We start from the raw sequence: 23,520 nt of genomic DNA, 5'->3' as shown, positions 1-23,520 counted from the left end.
CTTAGCGGACTAGATAGTCCAATCGGTTGCTCGCTCCCAGGGTCGACTGCTGGGTGAACCTGGACCGCGTGGTGTTTCGAGCTGCATCTTGTGGCCTCGGTGCGCCGTGACGCTACGTCACGACTGCCGCCGCCCGTGCGCGGGCCGGGCGGCCGGGGTGCGGACCACCGCACCCCGGCCGGCCGGGGTGCGGCTCAGCCCCGCTCGGGCTGGACGATCTGGGCGCGCAGGGTGCCCAGCAGGTCGGCGCTGTCGGCGACGGAGAGTCGGGTGAACACGCCGGTGGCGATGCTGCCGTGGTCGACCGACGTGCAGACCACCACGGCACTGCCGTCGGCGCTACCCACCGCGCACCGTTCGTGCCTGCCCCGCACACCGGTGTCCACGCTCTCCGGGGCATCCAACGCGTACTGCTTGGTGAGCCGGCTGATCTCGGCCTCCGCGTCCGACTCCGGGCTCAGCCGGAAGCCGGTGCCGCCGAAGACCGTCACCCGCTTGCCGCTCGTCGTGGCGTAGACGCCGGCGAACGTGTCCTCGGCCAGCCAGTGCTCCTTGCGTACCTCGTTCTCCAACTTCTTGGCGGTCTCCGTGCTGCGGCTGTCCTGTCGCAGGCTGAGGTCGTCCACCTGGACGGGCAGGGCCGCGCGCGCCGGGTACTGGGCCGAGATCGGGAACCCGTAGTAGGCGGGGCAGCCACAACAGCAGGCCAGGGTGAGCAGCAGCAGCCACGGCCAGCGGCGTCGTCGGCGGACCGGCACCGGCACGTACCCCTTGGGGGCCTGCCAACCGGGCGGCGGCGATGGCGGTGGCGCGGTGGATCGCCGACCCCGGCGCTGCTTCGGCACCTTCGGCGGCGTGGGTGGCGCGGGTGGCGACATCGGTCGGGCCGGCACCAGGGGTCCGATGGCCCGGGGTGTGCTCGGGGCGGCCGGCGGCGGCACCGGATACGGCCCGGCCGGGGGAGCGGGCGGCCCGGACCACTGCCGGGTGTCCCGCGATGGGGCCGGAGGAGCGGGCGGCCCGGACCACTGTCTGGTGTCCGGCGGCGTCGGATACGACATCGTGGGCGGCAGCGGGGGCAGCTCGGCGGAGGGCAGGTCCCAGCCGCCGGTGTCCACGCCGGCCCACGGGTCGACCGGGGTCTGGTGCTCCGGCGGCCCGACGGCCACCGGCGGGGGCGGGGTCGGCTCGGCCGACTCGCCCCAGGCGGGTCGGCGGGGCAGCGGCGGTGGCACCGGGGCAGAACCGCTCCACCTGGGCGCCGGGACCTCCGCGGTCGCGGCAGGCTCCGGCTGACCCGAGGGTTCCGGCTGGTCCGAGGGTTCCGGCCGGTCCGGGTGGTCCGGGGGTTCCGGGGGTTCCGGGTGGTCCGGGGGTTCCGGGTGGTCCGAGGGTTCTGGCTGGTCCGAGGGTTCCGGCTGGTCCGAGGGTTCCGGCTGGTCCGGGGGTACGGGTGGGGAGGTCGGCTCGTCGGCGACCGCCCGGTCCCGCTCCGGCTCCGCGCCCGGGGTGCTCCCCTCGGCCGGCCGTGCTCCCGGCTGGGGCTCCGGCATCGCGGCAATCTCCTCTCGCGCCGAACCGAGGTTAATACCGCGCCGCCACCATCGGCGATCGGGCGTGCGCGCGACCGCCGCCGGAGGAACGCGTACCCTTGGGCATCATGAGTGCCCCGTCCACGACGCCGCGCGCGGCCGCGACCAACTCCATATGGTCCCAGCTCGAGCCGCTGCTGCCCCAGATCTCCAAGCCCATCCAGTACGTCGGGGGCGAGTTGGGTGCGGTGACGAAGGACTGGGACGCGGCGACCGTGCGTTGGGCGCTGATGTATCCCGACGCCTACGAGGTGGGCCTGCCCAACCAGGGCGTGCAGATCCTCTACGAGGTGCTCAACGAGCTGCCCGACACCCTCGCCGAGCGGACGTACGCGGTCTGGCCGGACCTGGAGACGCTGATGCGCACGCACGGCGTGCCGCAGTTCACCGTCGACGCGCACCGGGCGGTGCGCGGGTTCGACATGTTCGGCATCTCCTTCTCCACCGAGCTGGGTTACACCAACATGCTCACCGCGATCGACCTGGCCGGCATCCCGATGCTGGCCGCCGACCGCACCGACGCCGACCCGGTGATCGTGGCCGGCGGGCACGCCGCGTTCAACCCGGAGCCAATCGCCGACTTCATCGACGCCGCGGTGCTCGGCGACGGCGAGGAGGCGGTCCTGGAGATCACCGCGATCGTCCGGGAGTGGAAGGCCGAGGGCTCCCCGGGCGGCCGCGACGAGCTGCTGCTGCGGCTGGCCCGCACCGAGAGCGTCTACGTGCCGCGCTTCTACGACGTCGACTACCTGCCGGACGGCCGGATCCAGCGGGTCGTACCGAACCGCGCGGACGTGCCGTTCCGGGTGCACAAGCGCACGACGATGGACCTGGACGCCTGGCCGTACCCGAAGAAGCCCCTCGTTCCGCTGGCCGAGACGGTGCACGAGCGGTACGCGGTGGAGATCTTCCGGGGGTGCACCCGGGGGTGCCGGTTCTGCCAGGCCGGCATGATCACCCGGCCGGTGCGGGAGCGGTCGATCACCACCGTCGCGCAGATGGTCCGCGAGGGCCTTGAGTTCTCCGGCTTCAACGAGGTCGGCCTGCTGTCGCTCTCCTCGGCGGACCACTCCGAGATCGGCGACATGTGCTCGGGCCTCGCCGAGCAGTACGCGGGCACCAACGTCTCGCTGTCGCTGCCCTCGACCCGGGTGGACGCCTTCAACATCGACCTCGCGCAGGAGCTGTCCCGCAACGGGCGGCGCACCGGCCTGACCTTCGCCCCGGAGGGCGGGTCGGAGCGGATCCGCAAGGTCATCAACAAGATGGTGTCGAAGGAAGACCTGATCCGTACGGTCGTCACCGCGTACACCAACGGGTGGCGGCAGGTGAAGCTCTACTTCATGTGCGGCCTGCCCACCGAGACCGACGAGGACGTCCTCGAGATCGCCGAGATGGCCCACGAGGTGATCAGGGCCGGCCGGGCCGCGACCGGCTCCAAGGACATCCGCTGCACGGTCTCCATCGGCGGGTTCGTGCCGAAGCCGCACACCCCGTTCCAGTGGGCCGCTATGGACCGTCCGGAGGTCATCGACCACCGGCTCAAGATCCTCAAGCAGGCCATCAACGCGGACCGCTCGCTGGGCCGGGCCATCGGCTACCGCTACCACGACGGCGAGCCGTCGCTCATCGAAGGGCTGCTCTCCAGGGGCGACCGCCGGGTCGGCTCGGTCATCCGCAAGGTCTGGGAGAACGGCGGCCGGTTCGACGGGTGGAGCGAGCACTTCTCGTACCAGCGCTGGGTGGACGCGGCGGCCGAGACGCTGCCCGCGTACGGGGTGGACCTCGACTGGTACACCACCCGTCAGCGCGACGAGCTGGAGGTCCTGCCCTGGGACCACCTCGACTCGGGCCTGGACAAGGACTGGCTCTGGCAGGACTGGCAGGACTCGTTCAGCGAGTTCGAACAGGACGACTGCCGGTGGACGCCCTGCTTCGACTGCGGCGTCTGCCCATCGATGGACACCGAGATCCAGATCGGCCCCACCGGCAAGAAACTGCTGCCGCTCACCCCGCTGGGCGGCAACGGCATGAAGGTCCCGTCGGGCCACTCGCACTCGCACCCCTGACCGTGCTGCCTTCGGGCAGCGCCGGCTGGCGGTGACCCACCACCCTCCACATCCGACATGTCGCCCAACGGGTCCGCGTCTCGCGGGCCCGTTGGCGTTGTTCGGGCTCGGCCCGCACGGCGGCCCGCACCGGATCTTCCGCGAGATCGGTCGCCATCTTTACCACGTGCTGGTGGCTGGGGCTGCCTCGACTAGGTCCGACTCGATACGCTGCGTCTGACATGGACCGACCCGGCGGGTCGGGGACGGGGGAGGAATCGCATGGGCAGCATCCCGCCGCCGAGCATCGGCGATCTGCAAGTCAGCGTCGAGGACCTGGACGCCGCCGCCACGTACGTCGAGCGGCTCAGGCAGTACATCGACGACACCATCAAGTACGAGATGGAACGCATCAAGGAGCGGATGAAGGGCGACAGCAACAACGCCCAGACCGTCCCGAACGGCACTCCCTTCGGCGCGTACGAGGACGCCCGCATGCAGTGGCGGGCCCTGGAGGTGTCCACGGCGAACATGGAAGCGCACCTCACGACGCTCTCCCAGAAGCTCGCCGCGCTCAAGGAGGGCACCGAGGAGATCGCCAAGGCGTTCCGCGACACCGAGGCGCGCAACGGCGCCAACGGCAAGGAGATCGAGCGGCTGCTGGAGTCGGCGGCGCCGCCGCCCACTGCCAGCGGCGCACCCACCTACCCGTACACGGCCTGAGGGGGACGTCATGGCTGGAGGAACCTGGGAGCGGTGCGTTCGCGAGGTGACGCTCTCCGCGGACCCGGAAACGGTCGGATCGGTCGGAGCGGGCTGGAGCAACCTCTCCAGCGGCCTGCAACAACTGCGGGACGCGCTCGTCGGTCGATCGTTCGTCGGTCCGATCGCGACGGGCCAGGAGCGCCCGCACGTCGGCGGGCTGCCCGGGATGCTCGCCGGTTGGAAGGGCAGCGGTGGTGACGCGTACCGCGAGCACCTGGGCAAGATCGGTAAGCAGATCGAGGATCTGATCACCGACGCGACGAACGTCAGTGGCGCGTTGACGCGGATCGAGGGCGACATCCGCAAGTCGGTCTCCACGATCCCGATCCCGCTGATGGACGACTTCGGCTTCAACGAGTGGAGCCTGCCCAACGGCACCGAGCTCGACGATGCCCGCGACGGCGAGAGCTCGTCGGGGTTCCTCGCCGCGCTGCGCAAGGACTACCAGAACAACCCCGGCTCGTACGCCGACGGCGCGTTCCGTGACAAGGCCGACGACCTGGAAGCGACGATGAAGGTCGACGGCCAGGCCGGTGACCAGAAGCGGGGCGGCTGGTGGGACACCGGAGCCCACCTCGACAACTGGTACCGCGACAATCAGAACGCGGCGAACACCGCGATGGCGCCGCTGCCCCAGGCGGTCTATACGGAGCGCCCCAAGCTCACCATCAACAGCCCGGATAGATCGGGCGTAGAGGACGATATCCGTCGGGACCCCCGGGTCCCGCCCTCGGGGCGGCCCGACATCAGTGGTGGCGAATTCGGCGGGAAGCCCGACATCGGCGGTGGCGGCCCCACGATCGGCAGCAGGCCGCCGGGCATCGGTGACACGGGCGGTCCGACGTCCGCCGTCGACCCGTTCTCCCCGACCAGGCCCGGTGGCCTCGGCGATGGCTCGCCCACCGGCGGCACGGGTCAGCTCACACCCCCGTCGACGGGCTCCATCTTGCCGGGCTACGCGGACGGCGACGCCGGCTACAGCAGCGGTCTGGCGGGCGCCACCCCGGGCGGGGTCGGCGGCCTGGGCGGCGGCATCGGCGGCGGCGGGGTCGGCAGCGCCGGTCTCGGTGGCGCCGGCGGTGGTTTCGGCGGCGGTGCCGGCGTCGGCTCGGCCGGCGGGATCGGCGGCGGTGCCGGCGGTGGCCTCGGCGGCGGTGCCGGGATCGGCGTGGGTGGCATCCCCGGCATGGTGGGTGGCGGCAACGGAAAGCTGCCGCCGATGACGAGCGCGGCGAACGCGTTGCGCACCGCCCAGGCCGCCGGTGGCGCCGGGATGGCGGGCGGCGCGCGTGGTGCCGGCGTCGGCGGTGCCGGAATGATGGGCGGCGGCATGATGGGCGGCGCGGGTGGTGCCGGGCAGGGTGGCGGCACCGGCTCCGAGCACTCGTCGTGGTTGACTGAGGATGACGATCCGTGGGGCCCTGGTGACGGGGCGTCCCCGGGTGTCCTTCGATGAGGATGGACGGATGAGGGTGAACCTCGGAGGCCTCCGGCCGGTAGTCGCCTGTCTCCTGGCGGGGTTCCTGGTGGTGGGGGTCGCTCAACCGGCGGCCGCCGCGCCCCGTCGGGCCGAGCAGTGGTATCTGGACGAGCTCCGGATCGACCAGGTGCACAAGATCTCGACCGGGCGGGGCGTGGTCGTGGCCGTGGTCGACACTGGCGTCGAGGCCAGCCACCCGGACCTGCGAGGTCAGGTGCTTCCCGGTGGACGCAGCTACGGCGCCTCCGGAGACGGCCGGGCCGACGAGGTCGGGCACGGCACGCACATGGCCGGCATCATCGCGGCGAAACCCAGCCGCGACGGGGTGGACGGCATCGCCCCCGGCGCGAAGATCCTGCCCATCAAGATGCGCAAGGAGGACGGCGTCTACACCGACGCCGGGATTGCCCGGGGCATCCGGATGGCCGTCGACGGCGGGGCCAAAGTGATCAACATATCCATTGGTGGCCCCGGCTTCGCCAATCCCGTGCAGAAGAGCGCAATCCAGTACGCGTTGGACCGTGACGTCGTCCTGGTCGCCTCCGCGGGTAACACCGCCCAGGGCCGCACCACAGTGGGCAAGCCCGCCAACACCCCCGGTGTGATCGCGGTGACCGGGACGACCAAGGGCGGCGCGTTCTGGTCCGGCTCCGTCCAGGGGCCGGAGGCGGTGGTCGCCGCTCCCGGCGACAGCGTGTACAACGTCACCAACGAGGGGGGCTACGGCTGGGGTGACGGCACCTCCGACTCCAGTGCGATCGTCTCCGCTCTGGCCGCGTTGATCCGAGCCAAGTACCCGGACCTCAGTGCTCCGAGCGTGATCAACCGGATCATCCGGACCGCGCGGGACGCGGGCCCGTCCGGGCGAGATCCGCAGTACGGCTTCGGGGTGATCGACCCGATGAAGGCGCTGACCGCGAACGTGCCACCGGTCACCGTCAACCCGCTGCTCGACCCGGCCGCGGCGGCGACCGACCCGGGCCCGGCCCGTGCCGGGGGCCCGGACGAGGAGTTCGACGTCACCCAGCACGGCGATCGCGGTGGCCCCACCGACCAGCAGGTCATGGTGGTCGGCATCGGCATCGCCGTGGTGCTGGTGTTGCTGCTGGGTCTCGTGGTCTTCCTCATCTGGAACCGCCGCCGGTACCGGCGGGAGGCGGCCCGGGCCGCCGACATCCCGGACGAGCTGCTCGACCGGGCGGCCCAGGGCGCGTACCCGCCGCCTGACGCGGGTTACGCGCCACCGCCGGGCTACCCGCCTCCACCCGGGTATGCCCCGCCTTCCGGCTACGCCCCGCCCTCGGGCTACACCCCTCCCTCCGGTTACGGCCCGCCGCCGGGCGGGTCACCGCCCGCGCCGCCGAGGGAGCGGTAACCGGTCCGCCTCACGGTGGCCGGCCGGTGACCTCCGCGTCACCGGCCGGCCATCGGCTTTCGTGCCGGGTGGTCGCGACCCTGACGACCGTTTTGTGACCGTCTGTCTGGTGATTCGGCCGCCCCGGCTGCGTACCGCCACGAGCCCTGCGCCAGGATGGGCGGACACGCAGGTACACCCGAGGAGCCCACGATCGCCAAGAAGCCTCAACCCGAGGGCGGCCAGGCACCGGTCGTCCAGCGCGTCCGCATCCGGTACGCCAAGCGCGGACCGCTGCGATTCACCTCGCACCGGGACTTCGCCCGGGCGTTCGAGCGCGCGCTACGCCGGGCCGCCGTGCCGGTCGCCTTCTCCCAGGGGTTTCACCCGCACCCGAAGATCTCCTACGCCAGCGCCGCGCCGACCGGGGTGGCGAGCGAGGCGGAATACCTGGAAATCGCCCTTCAGGCGGCCGTCGACCCGGAGGCGTTGCGCGCCGCGTTGGACGCCGCGCTCTCGCCGGGGCTGGATGTTCTGGACGCCGTGATCGCCGAAGGGGGCAACCTGCCGGACCGGATCGAGGCGTCGCACTGGCACATCGAGTTGCCTGAGGTCGACACGGCGGTGCTGCGCGCCGCGGTGGACGCCTTCGTCGCGGCCGAGGAAGTGCTGGTCGAGCGGATGACGAAGCAGGGTCGACGCACTTTCGACGCCCGAGCCGCGGTGATATCGATCGATGTCCAGCTGCCTACGCCGACGCCTTCCGGGGCGCCGGCCGTACCGTGTGCGATACTCGAACTGGTCGTGCGGCAGGTCACCCCGTCCGTACGGCCCGATGACGTCCTTTCCGGCCTCCGCGTGGTGGCCGACCTGGAGCCGCCGGTTTCGCCGAGGGTGACACGGCTGGCTCAGGGCACGTTGACCGCGCAGGGTGCGATCGTGGATCCGTTGGATGCGGACCGCGACGGGGCAGCCATCGTTGGGCACTGACCGACGGTCGGTGTTCTGGCAGGCAGACTTCGGCGGTCGCGCACCACGCGCGCCCGGCGGAAACACTTTTGCGGCGACCCTGCGTGGCAGCGCTCACCCGCGCCCGGGCTAGCCAGAACTGGAGAACGTCCATGCTCGAGAACGAGCCCGAGGGCGGCGAACGGACCGGTTCACAGCCGGCCGGTGACACCGCCGACCAGAGCACCACGGCCGACGGCGCCGCCGTCGAGACCTCCACCACCGCTGTCGGGTCGGCCTCGATGGAACCGGCCGGCGCGGAGAGCGCTCCCGCTGAGGCCGCCGAACCGGCCGCGCCGGTGCGGCGCACCCGGGCGACCCGTCGTCGGGCCGCCCCGCTCAACCAGCCGGAGCAGACCGACGCCCCGATCGAGGCGCCCAGCGGTGGCGCCGGCAACGTCGAGTCGCCGCAGGCGGAGGTCTTCGCCCCGGTCTCCGGCGACCTGGACGTCGCACCGAAGACCCCCCGGCGCCGCCGCAAGGCCACCCCCGTCGAGACGACCGCCGAGGAGCCGCTGGTCGCCGCCTCTGCGGAGGCGGCCTCGGCCGAGGTGGTGCCGCCGGTCAAGGTGACCCGTACCCGGCGGAAGAAGGCCACGCCGGCGGCCGTCGAGGAGCCGCCCGCCACCGAGCAGCCGCTCGCGGTCGAGGAGCCGGTCGCGGTCGAGGAGCCGCTCGTCGAGGAGCCGGACGTCGCCGAGGAGCCGGCGGAGTCCGACCTGCGCGAGGCCGAGGCCGAGTTGAACGACTCCCCGGCCCTCCCGAGCACGTCCGCCGCCGAGCTGGCCTGGAGCAGTGGTGCGCAGAACCGCTCCGGCGAGGTGCCACCGGGTGTGGCCGTCTCCGGTGTGACGGATGAGCCGAACGAGCCGGCCGAGATCGAGCCGGAGCAGCCGCGTACCCGTCGCCGGCGCGCCGCCCTCTCCGCGCCCACAGTGCTGTTCATGGCACCCCAGCCGGACGCCGTGCCGGTGACCCGACCGGTGGAGCCCGCCGCGACGACCGAGGAGCCGGCCGTCGAGGAGGCCGCCGAGCCGTCCCGCCGCCGTCGGCGCGGTCGCCGCGAGGTCGAGCCGGTGGAGCCGATCGAGGCCATCGAGGCCGAAGAGGAGCCGACCGAGGAGGCCGACGAGGCCGCCGAGGCGGATGAGGACGACGAGGACAGCGCCGCCGCGCGCCGCCGCCGCCGGCGTGGTCGCCGGGGCCGGGGCCGGGGCAAGGGCGGGGCCGACGACGCCGAGGACGAGGAGTCCGACGAGGCGGCGCAGGCCGACGAGGAAGAGACCGCCGAGGCAGAGGCCGAGGCCGACGAGGACGAGGAGTCCGAGGGCGGGGACGGTCTGACCCGTCGTCGTCGTCGTCGTCGCCGTCGTGGCGCCGGCGACACCGAGGGCGCGGCGGACGACGGCGTGCCGACCGTGGTGAAGATCCGCGAGCCGCGCCGGAACGTCGACGAGGTGCAGGGTGTGTCCGGCTCGACCCGGCTGGAGGCCAAGCGCCAGCGCCGCCGGGACGGTCGGGAGCAGCGCCGTACCCGCCCGCCGATCCTCAGCGAGTCGGAGTTCCTGGCGCGCCGGGAGGCCGTCGACCGGGTGATGGCGGTCCGCCAGCGCGGTGACCGCACCCAGATCGCCGTCCTGGAGGACGGCGTGCTGGTCGAGCACTACGTCACCCGCAACTCCTCCGGGACGATGGCCGGCAACGTGTACCTCGGCAAGGTGCAGAACGTGCTGCCGAGCATGGAGGCCGCGTTCGTCGACGTCGGTCGGGGCCGCAACGCCGTGCTGTACGCCGGTGAGGTCAACTGGGACACCTCCGGGCTGGAGGGGCGGGCCCGCTCGATCGAGCAGGCGCTGCGCTCCGGCGACTCGGTGCTGGTCCAGGTCACCAAGGACCCGATCGGGCACAAGGGCGCACGGCTGACCAGCCACATCGCGCTCTCGGGCCGACACCTGGTCTACGTTCCCAACGGCAACGCCTCCGGGATCAGCCGCAAGCTGCCGGACAACGAGCGCAAGCGGCTGCGGGACGTGCTCAAGAAGCTGGTCCCGGACGGCGCGGGCGTGATCGTCCGGACGGCCGCCGAGGGCGCCACCGAGGACGAGCTGGCCCGTGACGTCAAGCGGCTCCAGGCGCAGTGGGAGGACATCCAGGCCAAGGCCGCCGAGGGTGGCGCCCCGGCACTGCTCTACGGGGAGCCCGACCTGGTCATCCGGGTGGTCCGGGACCTGTTCAACGAGGACTTCCGCGAGCTGGTGATCGAGGGCGAGCAGTCGTACGACATCGTCGAGTCGTACCTGTCGCACGTCTCTCCGGACCTGGTCGACCGGGTGCGCCGGCACGTCGGCACGAGCGACGTGTTCGCCGAGTACCGGATCGACGAGCAGATCATCAAGGGTCTGGACCGCAAGGTCTTCCTGCCCTCCGGCGGCTCCCTGGTGATCGACCGCACCGAGGCGATGACTGTCGTCGACGTCAACACCGGCAAGTACACCGGCTCCGGGGGCAACCTGGAGGAGACGGTCACCCGCAACAACCTGGAGGCGGCGGAGGAGATCGTCCGTCAGCTCCGGTTGCGGGACATCGGCGGCATCGTGGTGATCGACTTCATCGACATGGTGCTGGAGTCGAACCGTGAGCTGGTGCTGCGCCGGCTCACCGAGTGCCTGGGCCGGGACCGCACCAAGCACCAGGTCACCGAGATCACGTCGCTCGGCCTGGTGCAGATGACCCGTAAGCGGATCGGCGCGGGCCTGCTGGAGGCGTTCAGCGAGACCTGCGAGTGCTGCAAGGGCCGGGGCGTCATCATCCACACCGAGCCGGTGCCGGAGAAGCCGCGTCCCGCCGGTGCGGGGGAGAAGGTCAAGGCGGTCGCCTCGGCGGTGGCTCCCGCTCCGGCTGCGGAGCAGGGTGCCACCTCGTCCCGCCGCCGGGCGCGCAAGAACGCCCCGGCCGCGGCCGAGCGGACCGCGGTCGAGGTCGTCGACACCGACACCACGGCCGAGCCGGGCACCGACTACCAGGACACCATGGGCTACGACCTGTCCCGCTACGAGTCGGACACCGCCGCCGCACCGGCGATCTCCGACGCTCAGCAGGGTGAGTCGGCTCGGCTGGCCGCGGCTGACGACCCGGACGCGCTCGCTGACGGTGAGGGCGACGAGGAGACCACCGAGGGCGGTGGCGGCCGTCGCCGGTCGCGCCGCGGTGGAGCCCGTCGGCGGACCCGCCCCTGAGCGCCTGACCGGCCACGTGTTTGACGAGGTCCCTCTCCCGGCAAAGTGACGGGGGAGGGACCTCGTCGTTGTGGCCACCCGGTCCTCGATCGGCCGTCCCAGGTCAGGAGAAGAAGATGCGCCGTCTGCTCGCGGTCACCGCGCTGCTCACCATGCTCTCCGGCGCGGCCGGCTGCTCCACCGGTGGGACCGCCGACGGCGCTGGCCCGGCGGCCGCTGGCACCCCTCCCGGCCCGACCGGCATGCCGGCCAGCGGTGGTGTGGCGGGCGGCAACGCCACCCAGGTCTGCGCCGCCGCGCAGGAGGCCAGCACCACTGCCGTCCGGACGTACGTGGCGGAGCTGGGTCGGATGCTCGCCGCGGTGGGCGCCGGGGACAGCCGTACGGCCGAGGCTGCCCGGGGACGGGCCGAGGCGGCGCTGGCGGGCTGGCGGACTGTACTGCGGGAGCAGTCGGAGCGGACCGACGATCCGCAGCTCAAGACGTTGCTCACCGACCTCGGCACCGAGGTTTCCGCGCTCGGTGCCGACGTCGAGGCGATCGACGAGACCGAACTCGACCGGCTCCAGCAGCGCCTCGACCAGCTCTGCGCGCGCTGACCAGGGCGGGCCGGTTTGGGGTACGGGCCAGCGATGGCGTACTCTTGCCTGCGGCCCACCTTTGGTGTGCCGAGTTCCCGTGTGCCCGCGCCGCCGTGCACTGCTACCCGGCGAGCCGCTGCGGGAACGACCGCCAGCAGCCTCAACGACAGGGAGTCCGCCTCCGATGTACGCGATCGTCAAGACCGGCGGCAAGCAGTACAAGGTCGCCGAGGGCGACGTGATCGAGGTCGAGAAGCTCACCGGTGCCCCCGGTGACGCGGTGAAGCTCACCGCGGTGCTCCTCGTCGACGGTGACGACCTGGTGACCGACGCGGCGAAGCTTGCCGAGGTCGCGGTGTCCGGCGAAATCGCCGCGCACACCAAGGGCCCGAAGATCCGGATCCACAAGTTCAAGAACAAGACTGGCTACCACAAGCGCCAGGGTCACCGCCAGCCGTTGACCCAGGTCAAGGTGACCGGCATCTCCAGCGGGAAGTAGGTCGTCCTCCAATGGCTCACAAAAAGGGTGCGTCCAGCTCGCGTAACGGTCGTGACTCCGCGGCCCAGCGACTCGGCGTGAAGCGCTTCGGTGGTCAGGTCGTCAGCGCCGGTGAGATCATCATCCGGCAGCGTGGCACCAAGTTCCACCCCGGTGACCTGGTCGGCCGTGGCGGCGACGACACGCTGTTCGCGCTGTCCGCCGGTGCGGTCCTGTTCGGCACCAAGCGCGGTCGCAAGACCGTCAGCATCGTTCCGCAGCAGTAGTTCTCGGGCTAAGCGGGCCGCGGACCTCCGGGTCCCGGCCCGCTTAGCCTTTTTAAGCGAAGTGCGAGGTCGAGCCTCGCTGGAAGGATTGACGCCGTGGCAACGTTCGTTGACCGGGTCGTTCTGCATCTGCAGGCCGGCGATGGCGGGCACGGTTGTGCCTCGATCCACCGCGAGAAGTTCAAGCCCTTCGGTGGGCCGGACGGCGGCAACGGTGGGCACGGGGGCAGCGTGTCCCTGGTGGTCGACCCGCAGGTGACCACGCTGCTCGACTTCCACTTCCACCCGCACGTCAAGGCCGACAACGGCAAGGGCGGCGCCGGCTCGAACCGGGACGGGGCCAACGGCCACAACCTGGTGCTGAAGGTGCCCAACGGCACCGTGGTGCAGACCTCCGACGGCACCGTGCTGGCCGACATGGTCGGTGCCGGCACCACGTTCGAGGTCGCCCGCGGCGGGCGCGGCGGGCGGGGCAACGCCTCGCTGGCCAACGCCAAGCGCAAGGCGCCCGGCTTCGCCGAGCTGGGGGAGCCCGGCGACCAACTGGACATCGTGCTGGAGCTGAAGAGCGTCGCCGATGTGGGCCTGGTGGGCTTCCCGTCCGCCGGCAAGTCGTCGCTGATCTCGGTGATCTCCGCCGCGAAGCCGAAGATCGCCGACTACCCGTTCACGACCCTGGTGCCCAACCTCGGCGTGGTCCGGATGGACAACCACACCTTCACCGTCGCGGACGTGCCGGGCCTGATCCCCGGCGCGGCCACCGGCAAGGGTCTGGGCCTGGAGTTTCTGCGGCACATCGAGCGCTGCGCCGTGCTGGTGCACGTCATCGACTCGGCGACCCTGGAGCCCGGCCGTGACCCGGTGGCCGACATCGACGCCATCGAGGCCGAGCTGAGCCAGTACGGCGGCCTCACCGACCGGCCACGGCTGGTCGCCATCAACAAGATCGACGTGCCGGACGGCCGCGACCTCGCCGAGATCGTGCGCCCCGACCTGGAGGAACGCGGTTACCAGGTGTTCGAGGTCTCCGCAGCCACCCGGGAGGGGCTCAAGGAGCTGACCTACGCGATGGCCGATCTGGTCGACGCAGAGCGTAAGGCCGCTCCGCCCGCCGAGCCGACCCGTATCGTCATCCGCCCGATCGCTGTGGACGACGACGGATTCACCATCACGGCCGAGGCGGACGGCTCATTCACAGTGCGTGGTGTCCGGCCGGAGCGCTGGGTCAAGCAGACCAACTTCGACAACGACGAGGCGGTCGGCTACCTGGCTGACCGACTGGCCCGGCTCGGGGTGGAGGACAAGCTGGCCAAGGCCGGCGCGCAGCCCGGCGATCTGGTCCGGATCGGCGTGCGCGAGTTCGACTGGCAGCCGACCCTCTTCGCCGGTGTGGACTTCGTACCCGGCAACCGGGGCACCGACGTCCGCCTGGAGGAGAAGTCGAACCGGGCCTCCGCCGCGGACCGGCTCGCCGCCCGGAAGGCTCGCCGGGTCCGCTCGGCCGACGATTTGGGCGCGGACGCGTCCGACGACGACATCGACGACGAGGACGACGCCGAGTAGTTCGTTGCGCTCCGTGGTGGGGTTGATTTCCGGAAACCTCCCCGAAATCCACGCCTCCTAGCGTGGGGTGATGCTGATCGAGTCCCGGCCTGCCACCGATCCGGAGATCGCCGCCATGGTCATCGCGCAGCAGCGTGAGCTGCGCGAGGCCGACGGCGGGTTGGACGGGCAGGTCTTCGTCCCCCATGACGACGTCCGCTACCTGGCGGTGGTGGTGAACGGTCGGGCGGTCGCCTGCGGCGGGCTCCAGGCGCTCGATGCCGAGACCGGCGAGGTCAAGCGGATGTACGTGCGGCCCGCGTACCGGGGGCGGGGGATCGGTCGTCAGCTGCTCGCCGCGCTGGAGGAGTGCGCGTTCCGGCAGGGGCACTCGGTGGTCTGCCTGGAGACGGGCAGCTACCTGCCGGCCGCCATCGCCTTGTACACCGCGTGTGGCTACCAGCAGATCCCGGTCTACGGCGAGTACGTGGGCAACTCGTACAGCGTCTGTTTCGCCAAGCGGTTGCCGGTCGCGGCCTGACGGCCGCGTAGCCGCCGCCGCGTCGCCGGTTCAGGCGCCGGTGCTGGCGTGTTCGACGGTCACCGGCTTCGATTCCGGCGAGGCGTGCTGGCGCAGCACGATGCTCAGCAGGATCAGCGCGCCGACCGCCAGAAACTCGCTCTGCCAGTTCTGCATGGACTGGAACCAGAAGTCGCTGGTGCCGAGGAAGTCCCACACCCCGATCGGTGGTGCCCCGCTCTGGAGCGCCTGCTCCTGGTTGTACGCCGCGGTGCCACCGAACAGGTGACCGACGAACGAACCGGCGAAGATCAGCAGCAGCGCGAGGGAGAGGCTGTTCCGGTAGATCACCAGCGGCAGGCCCCCGACACGTACCGGCCAGGGTGACTGCGGGGTCGCCCGGCGCTCGTCGTCCTCCGGTCGGTCGGTCTGGTCCATCGGCTTCGACTCGGCCGAGCCCCGCTGCACCAGGTACGCGGTGAGCAGCACGTAACCGCCCATCTGGAGGAACTCGGACTCCCAGTTCTCAAAGACCGCCTCGGCGAAGTGCCCAGTGGTCAGGTACGACGGCCAGCTCAACGGCGCGGCCCCGAACTCGGTCAGCTCCTCGTTGTGGGTCTGCCAGCCGAAGACGCTCTGCAACACCAGGAAGACCAGGAACGCCCCCAGCATGGCGACGGCCAGGGCGTTGTCACGCAGCCAACGAGGCATGATCGCACCTCCTTCGCCGGTCGACTTACCCCTGCGGGCGTGACCTCGAAACCACAAAGGTCCAGTTCAGTGCCGTTCGGCGGGGCTGTCCAGGCGTCCGCCGGTGCCGGCCTGGTTCGACAGGAGCAGCCCGAGCGCGAGCATCCCGAAGCCGAGAGCGAGGTGCAGCCAGTTGTCGGCGTCGTTGACCGGCAGGATGTTCGCCCCGCCCTCCGGGTTGACCGCCTCGATCGCCAGGCCGTACAGCCAGAGAGCGAGGTAGATCGCGCCACCGGCTGCCAGGAAGACGCGGGCACCTGCGACGCTGCGGGCCAGCACCAGGCCGGCCAGCCCGAAGAGCAGGTGCACCACGTTGTGCAGGATCGACACCTGGAACAGCCCGAGCAGGTGGGCGTCCGAGTGGTGCCCGGCGAACCGCAGCTCGCCGTAGTCGGTGGTGATGCCGGGGATGAAGCCGAGGACGCCGATCAGCAGGAAGACCCCGGCCACGACCAGCGCGGCCAGCTGGACCCGGGGTCGAGGGCCGGCCGCTCGGCCGCCTCGTGCGTCTCGTGCCATCGCTGCCCCCTCCGTGGATCTGCCAACCTTCGCGAACCTCACTGTCCGCAGCGGCGACGTGACGCAGCCCGACGATCCTCCATTTTGAAGACCAACCGGTGGGCCGCGCAGATAAATGCACGAAGAGGTATGGAAGCCGAAACGCAGGGTAGGTGAATGGTCAGCGGCGGCGGCAACGCGCCGCATCCCCCCAGCACAACCGCTACGACTTTCTGAGCGGAAGGGAAATCATGACTTACGATCTTTCACCTACGTCTTCCACGTACGGGCAGCAGTCGACCAACGGCGGTGGCGTCCGCGACCAGGCGCGCCAGGTCGGGTCGGAGGCCGCGCAGGCTGGTGGCGCGGTCGCCCAGACCGCCAAGGAGCAGGGCACCGAGGTCGGCCGTGAGGCGGCCCGGCAGGCCCGCAACCTGTACGGCGAGGCCCGCAGCCAACTCGCCAGCCAGACCGGTGAGCAGCAGCGCCGAGCCGCCGGTGGGCTGCGTTCGCTGGCCGACGAGATGCGCTCGATGGCCGAGCAGGGTGGCCAGGCCGGCCCGGTGACCGAGCTGGCCCGCCAGGCCGCCGACCGGGTGCAGGGCGCCGCCGGTTGGCTTGAGCAGCGCGAGCCCGGCGACCTGATCACCGAGGTACGTGACTACGCGCGGCGTAGCCCGGGCACCTTCCTGGTCGGCGCAGCGGTGCTCGGTGTGCTGGCCGGTCGGCTGACCCGTGGCATCTCGGCCGCCGGCGACGACTCCGGCAACGGCTCCTCGACCTTCCGGGGCGCCGGGGCGTACGACCCGGAGCAGACCGCAGTGATCCCGACGCAGCCGCCGGCGCCCCGCGCGGTGCCGGACGCCGTTCCGCCGGGCGGCTACCTCGACCCGACCCCCGGTACGCACACCCCGCCGACGTCCGGTGGCTACACCGACCAGACGCCCGGTACCTACGCCGACCCGGCGCCCGGCGGCTCCGCCGAGCCGGGTCGGGGCGACTACCCGGAGCACTCCGGCACCGGCCAGCCGCTGCCGCCGGTGACCCAGACCGATCCGCTGCCGGGCGTGCCGTCCAGCGGCAGCCCTCGCCCGTGAGCCGCCGAGTCATCCGAAGGGAGGCGACGGCATGAGCATGCCGACGCAGGGGTCCGGGCTGGACTCCGGTTACCACCCTGACGCGGGTGCCCCGCACACCGCGTCGGAGGTGAAGGGCAGCTCGCTGGGTGACCTGATGCGTCAGGTCACCGCCGACCTGTCGACGCTGATGCGCCAGGAGGTCGAGCTGGCCAAGGCCGAGATCCGGCAGGAGGGCAAGAAGGCCGGCAAGGCCGCGGGCCTCTTCGGTGGTGCCGGCTTCGGCGGCTACATGGTGGCCCTCTTCGTGTCCATCGCCATCTGGCAGTTCCTGGACAACGTCATGGACTCCGGCCTGGCCGCGCTGATCGTGGCCGTGATCTGGGCCGTGGTCGCCGCGGTCCTCTACTCGATGGCCAAGAAGAACGCCCAGCACGTACGCGGGCTCAAACAGACCAACGACAGCGTGCAGCGGATCCCCGACGCGCTCAAGCCGCACCCGGAGGGAGTCACCCGATGAGCACCGATCCCGATCAAATCCGCCGGGAGATCGAAGCCACCCGTAACAGCCTCAGCTCCGATGTGGATGCGCTGGCGTACAAGGTCAGCCCCAGCCGCATCGTCGACGACCGCAAGCAGCGGGCCCGTTCCGCTCTGCAGAATGTGAGGGACAAGGTCATGGGAACCGCGTCTGACCTCGGCCACGGCACCGGCCAGGCCGCCCACTCGGTGGGCGACCGCGCCTCGTCGGCGGCCTCCAGCGTCGGCGACGCCGCGCAGTCGGCGGCGACCACTGTCAGCGACGCCGCGCACAGCGCCCCGCGGGTGATCCGGCAGAAGTCCCAGGGCAACCCTCTCGCCGCCGGCCTGATCGCGTTCGGGGTCGGCTGGCTGGCCTCGTCGCTGATCCCGGCCTCCCGGCGCGAGCAGCAGGCCGCCACCCAGGTGAAGGCCAAGGTCAGCGAGCACAGTGGGGCCGTGAAGGAGAAGCTGGGCGAGGTGGCCGGCGAGCTGCGCGAGCCGGCCCAGCAGGCCGCCGAGTCGGTGAAGTCCACCGCTCAGGACGCCGTGCACGCGGTCAGGGACGACACGAAGTCCGCCGCCCACCAGGTCAAGGACCACGCCACCCCCTGACCCACCCTCAACCCAGCACGACAGCTCGCGGTCACCCTCCGGTGCCCGCGAGCTGTCGCGTCGAAGCCAGCGCCGATCTTGCGGTTTCGGCTGGTGTTCTGTGGGTCTAACGGCGGTTTTGTCCCGACCGAAAGTGCAAGATCGCGGGGAGACGTGGGTTGCGCGGGGCGGGGTTGGCGGCTCGGCGGATTCGGGTGTCGCCGTAGCGGACTCCGCCCAGCAGGAGGCGTTGGCCGACCGCCAGCCAGCCGCACAGACCGCGTTCCAGCAGCCAGAGTGGGGCCGCCAGCGCCGTGGCCGGCGGGAACACCCGGGTGCCGCCGGCGCGGCGGCGACCCGTCTCGGCCAGGGCGACGACACCGGCCGCCGCGCCGAGCAGCAGCCTGGGGCGGCGCGACGCGACCGCCGCCGCCAGCGCCGGCAGCACCGCGAGCGCGGTCAGCAGGCGAGCCGGCTGCGCCAGATCGTCGTACGCCTGACGGACCCGTTGACCACGGAAATGCGCGGCGTCCGGAGGCAGTCGGCGGACGTACAGCCAGGCCGGGGCGGCCTCGGTGCCGCCGTACCCGCGCACAGTGCGGATCAGCTCCAGGTTCTCGAAGAGCACGTCCGGGTCGTACCCGCCCATGGCCAGGAAGGTGCTGCGCCGCACGGCAAGGGTGCCCGGGTAGTCCGTCCCGAGCGCCCGGTTGAGCAGCGTGCGGCCGGTGTCCCACCAGGCGTGCCAGGGCAGCGGGTCGAAGTAGTTCTGCGGTCGTACCAGGTCCGCCCGGCCCAGCAGCCGATGCACCGCGGCCAGCGCGGACTCGTCGTACCGGACGTCGTCGTCGGCGATCACCACGTGCTCGTGGCCGGCCGCGCGGACGCCGGTGTGTACGCCCAGCACCTTGCCGTTGAGCCCACGCTCGCTCGGATCCGGTGGAAGGTGCCGGGCCAGGCCCCGCCACGCCTCGGCGTGCCGGGCGAAGAGGGGCGGAGGTGAGCCGTCGACCACGAGCACCTCGACCCGGTCACCGAGCCAGCGCAGGTAGTCGGTCAGCTCGGCCAGGCCGGTGTCGCTGTCCCAGCGCAGCGGCAGCACGTACGTCATCGGTAGGCGGACCGGCGACGTGCCGGCGCCCTTGTGCGCGACCGCCGACCGGCGGGTGGCGGGCCGGGCGTCTCCAGTAGGGCTGAACGAGGACATGGCAACTCCGTGGCGGCCAGGGTCGCGGTCGGTGTTGAGCAGCATCTGCCCGCATTTCCGTCGATCAAACAATGGGTCGTTTCGACTGCCGGAGCCCGGGTAGCGCTGCGCTCAAGAGCTGTCCATGCCCGGTTGTGCGGGTGGAGGAGAGAGACGTGATGACCAACAACGGAACCAGGTGGGCGCTGCTCGGCGTCACCGCGGCGACGGCCGTCGGCGTGGGGCGTGCGGTGGCCCGCCGTCGGCACCGGCATCAGCCGGAGCGGCAGGACGGTTGGTACGTGGTGCGTCGTGGGGTGACAGTGGACCGGTCCCGGGACGAGGTGATCGGCTTCTGGACCGACCGCGAACGGCTGGACCGCGCGCTGGCCGGGTGGGCCACGTTGCAGCAGCTCGACGAGCGGCGTTGGCGGTGCGTGGCCCGCGACCGGGCCGGCGGTGAGACGCAGTGGCAGGCCGAGATCACCGTCGAGGGGACGGGCACCCTGCGGTGGCGGGTCGAGGACGGGCCGACACCGCAGCTGGGTCGGATCGAGCTGACCGAAGCACCTCAGGGCCGGGGCACCGAGATCCGCGCCGAGCTGCGCTACTGCTCCGGTCCGGTGCGTCGGTTGGCCGGCCTGGTCGGCGGCGACGAGCCGGACCTGGCGCTGCGGGACGCGCTGCGTCGGGTGAAGGCGCTGATCGAGTGTGGCCAGGTGGTGGACACCCGGGACGACCCGTCCGGCCGGAGCCCCGCCCAGGAGAAGGCGACCGACAAGGTGCGGGAGACGTTGATGACGGGAGGACGGGCATGAGGGCGCTCTGCTGGGAAGGCGTCGGCAAGCTGGCCGTCCGGGACGTGCCGGAGCCCCAGATCCGCGCCGAGGGGGACATCGTCGTCCGGGTCCGGGCCAGCAGCGTCTGCGGCTCCGACCTGCACCTGATCAACGGGTACCTGCCGGCGATGCGGGAGGGGGACATCCTCGGCCACGAGTTCATGGGCGAGGTGGTGGAGACCGGGCCCGGCGTACGGCGGCACCGGGTCGGCGACCGGGTGGTGGTGGGGTCGGTGGTCGCCTGCGGTGGCTGTTGGTACTGCCGGACCGAGCAGTACTCGCTCTGCGACAACTCCAATCCGCAGCCGGTGTTCACCGAGAAGCTGTGGGGACACTCGCCGGCCGGCATCCTGGGCTACTCGCACGCCGCCGGCGGCTACTCGGGATCACACGCCGAGTACATCCGGGTGCCGTTCGGCGACATCGGCGCCTTCGCCGTACCCGACGGGGTACCGGACGACTCGGTGGTGTTCGCCTCCGACGCGATGCCCACCGGGTGGATGGCGGCGGACTTCTGCGGGTTCACCGGCGGCGAGGTGGTGGCCGTCTGGGGTGCCGGTGGAGTCGGTCAGATGGCGGCCCGTTCGGCGCAACTCCTGGGCGCCGAGCGGGTCATCATGATCGACCGATTTTCGGATCGGCTCAAGACCGCGACCGAACGGATCGGGGTCGAGACGATCAACTACGCGGAGACGGACGTGCTGGAGGCGCTGCGTGAGCTGACCGCCGGGCGCGGGCCGGACGCCTGCATCGAGGCCGTCGGGATGGAGTCGCACGACGTCGGACCGACCTACGCGTACCACCGGGTGAAGCAGGCGGCGCGGTTGCAGACCGACCGCCCGACCTCGGTCCGCCAGGCGATCATGGCGTGCCGCAAGGGCGGCACGGTGAGCATCGTCGGTGTGTACGCCGGTCTGGTCGACAAGTTTCCGCTCGGCGCTGCCATGAACAAGGCCCTGGTGCTGCGGATGGGGCAGATGCACGCGCAGCGCTACATCCCGATGTTGCTCGACCGGCTCGCCGCCGGCGAGATCGACCCCGGTTATCTGGCCACCCACCCGCTCTCCCTGGAGCAGGGGGCCCAGGGGTACGAGCTGTTCGAGAAGAAGGAGGACGGCTGTCTGCGCAGCGTCCTGCATCCCTGACGGCTGGGCGTACCCGCCTCGCCGGTCGCCGCGATCGGCGGGGCGGGGTCAGCCGGCGCGGCGCACGTTGGTGATGGTCAGCCCGAGGGGCGGCAGCGCTGGCATCCGGTGCAGATCCAGGGCCAGGTTCTGGACGGGAACGTCGTAACGCATGGTGGTGACGAGGTTGGTGACCGCCCGCTTCATCAGGTCGATGGTGATCCACTCACCGGCGCAGCGGTGCCCGCCCCAGTGGTCGCCGCCACCCTGCGGGATCAGCTCGAACGGGTCCACCCGGCGGCCGGCGAACCGCTCCGGGCGAAACAGCTCCGGTTGCGGCCAGAGGGTCGGGTGGTGGTTGGTGCCGTAGAGGTCGAGCAGCACCCGCCGGCCGCGCGGAAAGTGGTGGCCCTGCCAGTCGAAGGACCGCCGGACCCGGGCCGCCGCCATCGGGAAGAACGGGTAGTAGCGGCGTACCTCCTGGACGAACTGCTCGGTGGCTTCGCCGTCACGGACCCGTTCCCGCCAGGCCGGATGGTCGTGCAGGGCGAGCGCGGCGAAGGTCAGGTACTGGTCGACGGCGACCACCGGGCGCAGCACGTTGAGCAGCTCCACCGCCGCGATCCGCCGGGGGAGGAGGTTGCCGCGCCCGTCCCGGTGTTCGGCGATCACGGCCAGGGCGCTACCGGCCGGTGCCGGAGCGAAACCGACCCGGGTCCGTTCGATGAGATCGGTGAGCGAGCGTTCGGCGCGGTACCGGGCCAGCTGTCCCCTCCAGTGCCGGGGTCCCAGCACGGCCGGAGCCTCGATCATGGCGTGCAGTTCGACGGCGCGGCGCTCGACCTGCGACGCGGGCAGCGGCACGCCAGCCCAGGCGCAGACCACCCGGGTCAGCATTCGGCCCAGCTCGTCGTAGAGCGACACCGGGCCGGCGCCCTCCCAGGCGGCGACCCGGGTCCGCCACTCGTCGTCGAAGAGCTGACCGAGCCGTTGGATCGCCGCCGGTGTCATGATCGACATGAACATGGCCTTGCGGTCGGAGTGCTCCGGCCCGTCCAGCCCCTGCACCCCGCCCCGCCCGGTCAGGGTCCGCTGCACGCGCAGCGGCATAGCTGTGGCGCGTTGGAAGCGGTCGTTGTCGTAGAACAGCTCCGCCGCCGGCCGGCCGCGCAGGCAGATGGTCGGGGCGAGCAGGATCCGGGTCTTGAAGACGTCGCTGCCGTACCGCTCACAGCGTTCGCCGATGAACCGGTAACCGGCGCGGAGCAACGCGAGGGTGCTGTCCGGGCTGCGGTCGGCCGGCATGGTCGCCATCGGGTTCTCCTCACGCGCAGGTGCGGCTGGTCGCCGTTTGCCGGTGCGCTTACCCCCGTCCACGCCGCTGAACCCCGCCCGGCTGGCCCCTCCCAGGGGCGGCGGAACCTGGTTTGCTGCTGGTGGGACGAGCACGGGGAGGGCGGATGCGCGACAACAGATCGCCGCACTGGCGGCAGCGGCGAGCGGCCGGGGCACTCGGCGCAGGCCGCGACGGGCGGTCACTGATCGGGCCGCCGCGGCGGCCCACCCGTCCGCACCGGTTCTTCACAGTGCACCTGGGCTTCACCGCGCCCGGCCCGGCCGAGGCCCGCGAGCTGGCCGTGGCGTACGCGGAGGCGCTGAGCCTGCTCCGCTCGGAGGTGGCACTCGGTGCGGCGGCCCTGTCACCGGCGGACGCCTGGCAGCGGGCCGAGCGGCTGTTCTGCGGCGCGGTCGGCCCGGACGGCGAGCGCTGCGTCGACGTGGCCGACCACCCGGGCTTCCACCACGCCCCGGGCCCGGGTGGTCTCGGCTGGGGCGACGGCGACGTCCCCGGCGATGGTTGACCACCGGCCCTGGACGGCCGGTCCGGGGGTGCGCCGGCCAACGTGCCAGCGTGGCCGTGGCGGGGGGCCGGCCCACCGCGCCCGCCCCGGCGGGCCCCCCCCCCCGGACGGGGGGGCCCGGGAGAGCCCGTGGAAAAAACCGGGCAGGGCGCCCGCCCCCAAAGGGTCCCCCACCGCCCGG

General features: G+C 71.9%; 22 protein-coding genes. 17 read left to right on the top strand and 5 right to left on the bottom strand.

The features are described 5' to 3' along the window. Positions 1-194: 194 nt before the first annotated feature. The gene (locus tag ABZ794_RS28930) at positions 195-1,235 is read right to left on the bottom strand and encodes a hypothetical protein (RefSeq protein ID WP_357518489.1); all 1,041 of its coding nucleotides are present in this window, start codon (positions 1,233-1,235) and stop codon (positions 195-197) included. Between the two features lie 425 nt (positions 1,236-1,660). Between ABZ794_RS28930 and ABZ794_RS28925 the strand changes: the two genes are divergently transcribed. From ABZ794_RS28925 to ABZ794_RS28875, 11 genes are all read left to right on the top strand, one after another. Then, positions 1,661-3,661: a TIGR03960 family B12-binding radical SAM protein gene (locus tag ABZ794_RS28925; protein ID WP_357518487.1), complete on the top strand. Its 2,001-nt coding sequence runs from the start codon at positions 1,661-1,663 to the stop codon at positions 3,659-3,661. A 261-nt stretch (positions 3,662-3,922) separates the two neighbouring features. Continuing rightward, on the top strand, positions 3,923-4,363 hold the full coding sequence (locus ABZ794_RS28920) for a hypothetical protein (RefSeq protein ID WP_210785324.1): 441 nt from the start codon (positions 3,923-3,925) through the stop codon (positions 4,361-4,363). Positions 4,364-4,373: 10 nt separating this feature from the next. Next, entirely contained in the window at positions 4,374-5,861 is a 1,488-nt protein-coding gene (locus ABZ794_RS28915) for a hypothetical protein (RefSeq protein WP_357518485.1), read from the top strand. A gap of 10 nt (positions 5,862-5,871) precedes the next feature. Beyond that, positions 5,872-7,260 carry a type VII secretion-associated serine protease mycosin gene (mycP, locus tag ABZ794_RS28910; protein ID WP_238690203.1) on the top strand — a complete coding sequence of 463 codons (1,389 nt, stop codon included), beginning with the start codon at positions 5,872-5,874 and terminating at the stop codon, positions 7,258-7,260. Between the two features lie 156 nt (positions 7,261-7,416). Further along, on the top strand, positions 7,417-8,229 hold the full coding sequence (locus ABZ794_RS28905; RefSeq protein ID WP_210785327.1) for a TIGR03936 family radical SAM-associated protein: 813 nt from the start codon (positions 7,417-7,419) through the stop codon (positions 8,227-8,229). Between the two features lie 131 nt (positions 8,230-8,360). Then, positions 8,361-11,483, top strand: a complete 3,123-nt coding sequence (locus ABZ794_RS28900; RefSeq protein WP_357518482.1) for an Rne/Rng family ribonuclease — start codon at positions 8,361-8,363, stop codon at positions 11,481-11,483. A 116-nt stretch (positions 11,484-11,599) separates the two neighbouring features. Continuing rightward, complete coding sequence (locus ABZ794_RS28895; RefSeq protein ID WP_210785329.1) at positions 11,600-12,082, top strand: hypothetical protein; 483 nt, start codon at positions 11,600-11,602, stop codon at positions 12,080-12,082. A 166-nt stretch (positions 12,083-12,248) separates the two neighbouring features. Beyond that, a complete protein-coding gene (gene rplU, locus ABZ794_RS28890; protein WP_007464063.1) occupies positions 12,249-12,563 on the top strand; it encodes a 50S ribosomal protein L21 in 315 nt (104 codons plus the stop codon). Positions 12,564-12,574: 11 nt separating this feature from the next. Continuing rightward, positions 12,575-12,829, top strand: coding sequence for a 50S ribosomal protein L27 (gene rpmA, locus ABZ794_RS28885; RefSeq protein WP_007464062.1), 255 nt, complete (start codon positions 12,575-12,577; stop codon positions 12,827-12,829). 96 nt (positions 12,830-12,925) lie between these two features. Then, the gene (gene obgE / locus ABZ794_RS28880; RefSeq protein ID WP_210785330.1) at positions 12,926-14,392 is read left to right on the top strand and encodes a GTPase ObgE; all 1,467 of its coding nucleotides are present in this window, start codon (positions 12,926-12,928) and stop codon (positions 14,390-14,392) included. Positions 14,393-14,462: 70 nt separating this feature from the next. Next, complete coding sequence (locus ABZ794_RS28875; protein WP_210785331.1) at positions 14,463-14,912, top strand: GNAT family N-acetyltransferase; 450 nt, start codon at positions 14,463-14,465, stop codon at positions 14,910-14,912. A 30-nt stretch (positions 14,913-14,942) separates the two neighbouring features. Here ABZ794_RS28875 and ABZ794_RS28870 read toward each other — a convergent pair whose 3' ends face one another. Next, on the bottom strand, positions 14,943-15,602 hold the full coding sequence (locus ABZ794_RS28870; RefSeq protein ID WP_238690201.1) for a DUF6766 family protein: 660 nt from the start codon (positions 15,600-15,602) through the stop codon (positions 14,943-14,945). 66 nt (positions 15,603-15,668) lie between these two features. After that, positions 15,669-16,160 carry a DUF4383 domain-containing protein gene (locus tag ABZ794_RS28865; protein WP_210785333.1) on the bottom strand — a complete coding sequence of 164 codons (492 nt, stop codon included), beginning with the start codon at positions 16,158-16,160 and terminating at the stop codon, positions 15,669-15,671. A 230-nt stretch (positions 16,161-16,390) separates the two neighbouring features. Between ABZ794_RS28865 and ABZ794_RS28860 the strand changes: the two genes are divergently transcribed. The 3 genes from ABZ794_RS28860 to ABZ794_RS28850 are packed head-to-tail and all read left to right on the top strand — an operon-like array spanning position 16,391 to position 18,349. Further along, positions 16,391-17,236, top strand: a complete 846-nt coding sequence (locus ABZ794_RS28860) for a hypothetical protein (RefSeq protein WP_357518479.1) — start codon at positions 16,391-16,393, stop codon at positions 17,234-17,236. 31 nt (positions 17,237-17,267) lie between these two features. Beyond that, positions 17,268-17,735, top strand: a complete 468-nt coding sequence (locus ABZ794_RS28855; protein ID WP_210785335.1) for a phage holin family protein — start codon at positions 17,268-17,270, stop codon at positions 17,733-17,735. Beyond that, positions 17,732-18,349, top strand: coding sequence for a DUF3618 domain-containing protein (locus ABZ794_RS28850; protein WP_210785336.1), 618 nt, complete (start codon positions 17,732-17,734; stop codon positions 18,347-18,349). Before ABZ794_RS28855 ends, ABZ794_RS28850 begins: the two co-directional genes overlap by 4 nt. A gap of 106 nt (positions 18,350-18,455) precedes the next feature. Here the strand turns inward: ABZ794_RS28850 and ABZ794_RS28845 are convergent, their stop codons facing one another. After that, positions 18,456-19,535: a glycosyltransferase gene (locus tag ABZ794_RS28845; RefSeq protein ID WP_357518477.1), complete on the bottom strand. Its 1,080-nt coding sequence runs from the start codon at positions 19,533-19,535 to the stop codon at positions 18,456-18,458. A gap of 158 nt (positions 19,536-19,693) precedes the next feature. Between ABZ794_RS28845 and ABZ794_RS28840 the strand changes: the two genes are divergently transcribed. Together ABZ794_RS28840 and ABZ794_RS28835 are read left to right on the top strand one after the other, a co-directional pair. After that, positions 19,694-20,332: a cyclase gene (locus ABZ794_RS28840; RefSeq protein ID WP_357518476.1), complete on the top strand. Its 639-nt coding sequence runs from the start codon at positions 19,694-19,696 to the stop codon at positions 20,330-20,332. Continuing rightward, a complete protein-coding gene (locus ABZ794_RS28835) occupies positions 20,329-21,498 on the top strand; it encodes a zinc-dependent alcohol dehydrogenase (RefSeq protein WP_357518474.1) in 1,170 nt (389 codons plus the stop codon). Before ABZ794_RS28840 ends, ABZ794_RS28835 begins: the two co-directional genes overlap by 4 nt. Before the next feature lie 48 nt (positions 21,499-21,546). Here the strand turns inward: ABZ794_RS28835 and ABZ794_RS28830 are convergent, their stop codons facing one another. Next, positions 21,547-22,791, bottom strand: a complete 1,245-nt coding sequence (locus ABZ794_RS28830) for a cytochrome P450 (protein ID WP_210785340.1) — start codon at positions 22,789-22,791, stop codon at positions 21,547-21,549. 146 nt (positions 22,792-22,937) lie between these two features. Here ABZ794_RS28830 and ABZ794_RS28825 point away from each other — a divergent pair, with 146 nt between their 5' ends. Continuing rightward, entirely contained in the window at positions 22,938-23,339 is a 402-nt protein-coding gene (locus tag ABZ794_RS28825; protein WP_238690196.1) for a hypothetical protein, read from the top strand. Positions 23,340-23,520 lie beyond the last annotated feature (181 nt).

The organism is Micromonospora sp. NPDC047187 (assembly GCF_040643355.1).
In the GTDB taxonomy this organism is placed as follows: domain Bacteria; phylum Actinomycetota; class Actinomycetes; order Mycobacteriales; family Micromonosporaceae; genus Micromonospora; species Micromonospora salmantinae.
This window is presented reverse-complemented; position numbering and strand designations above follow the sequence as displayed.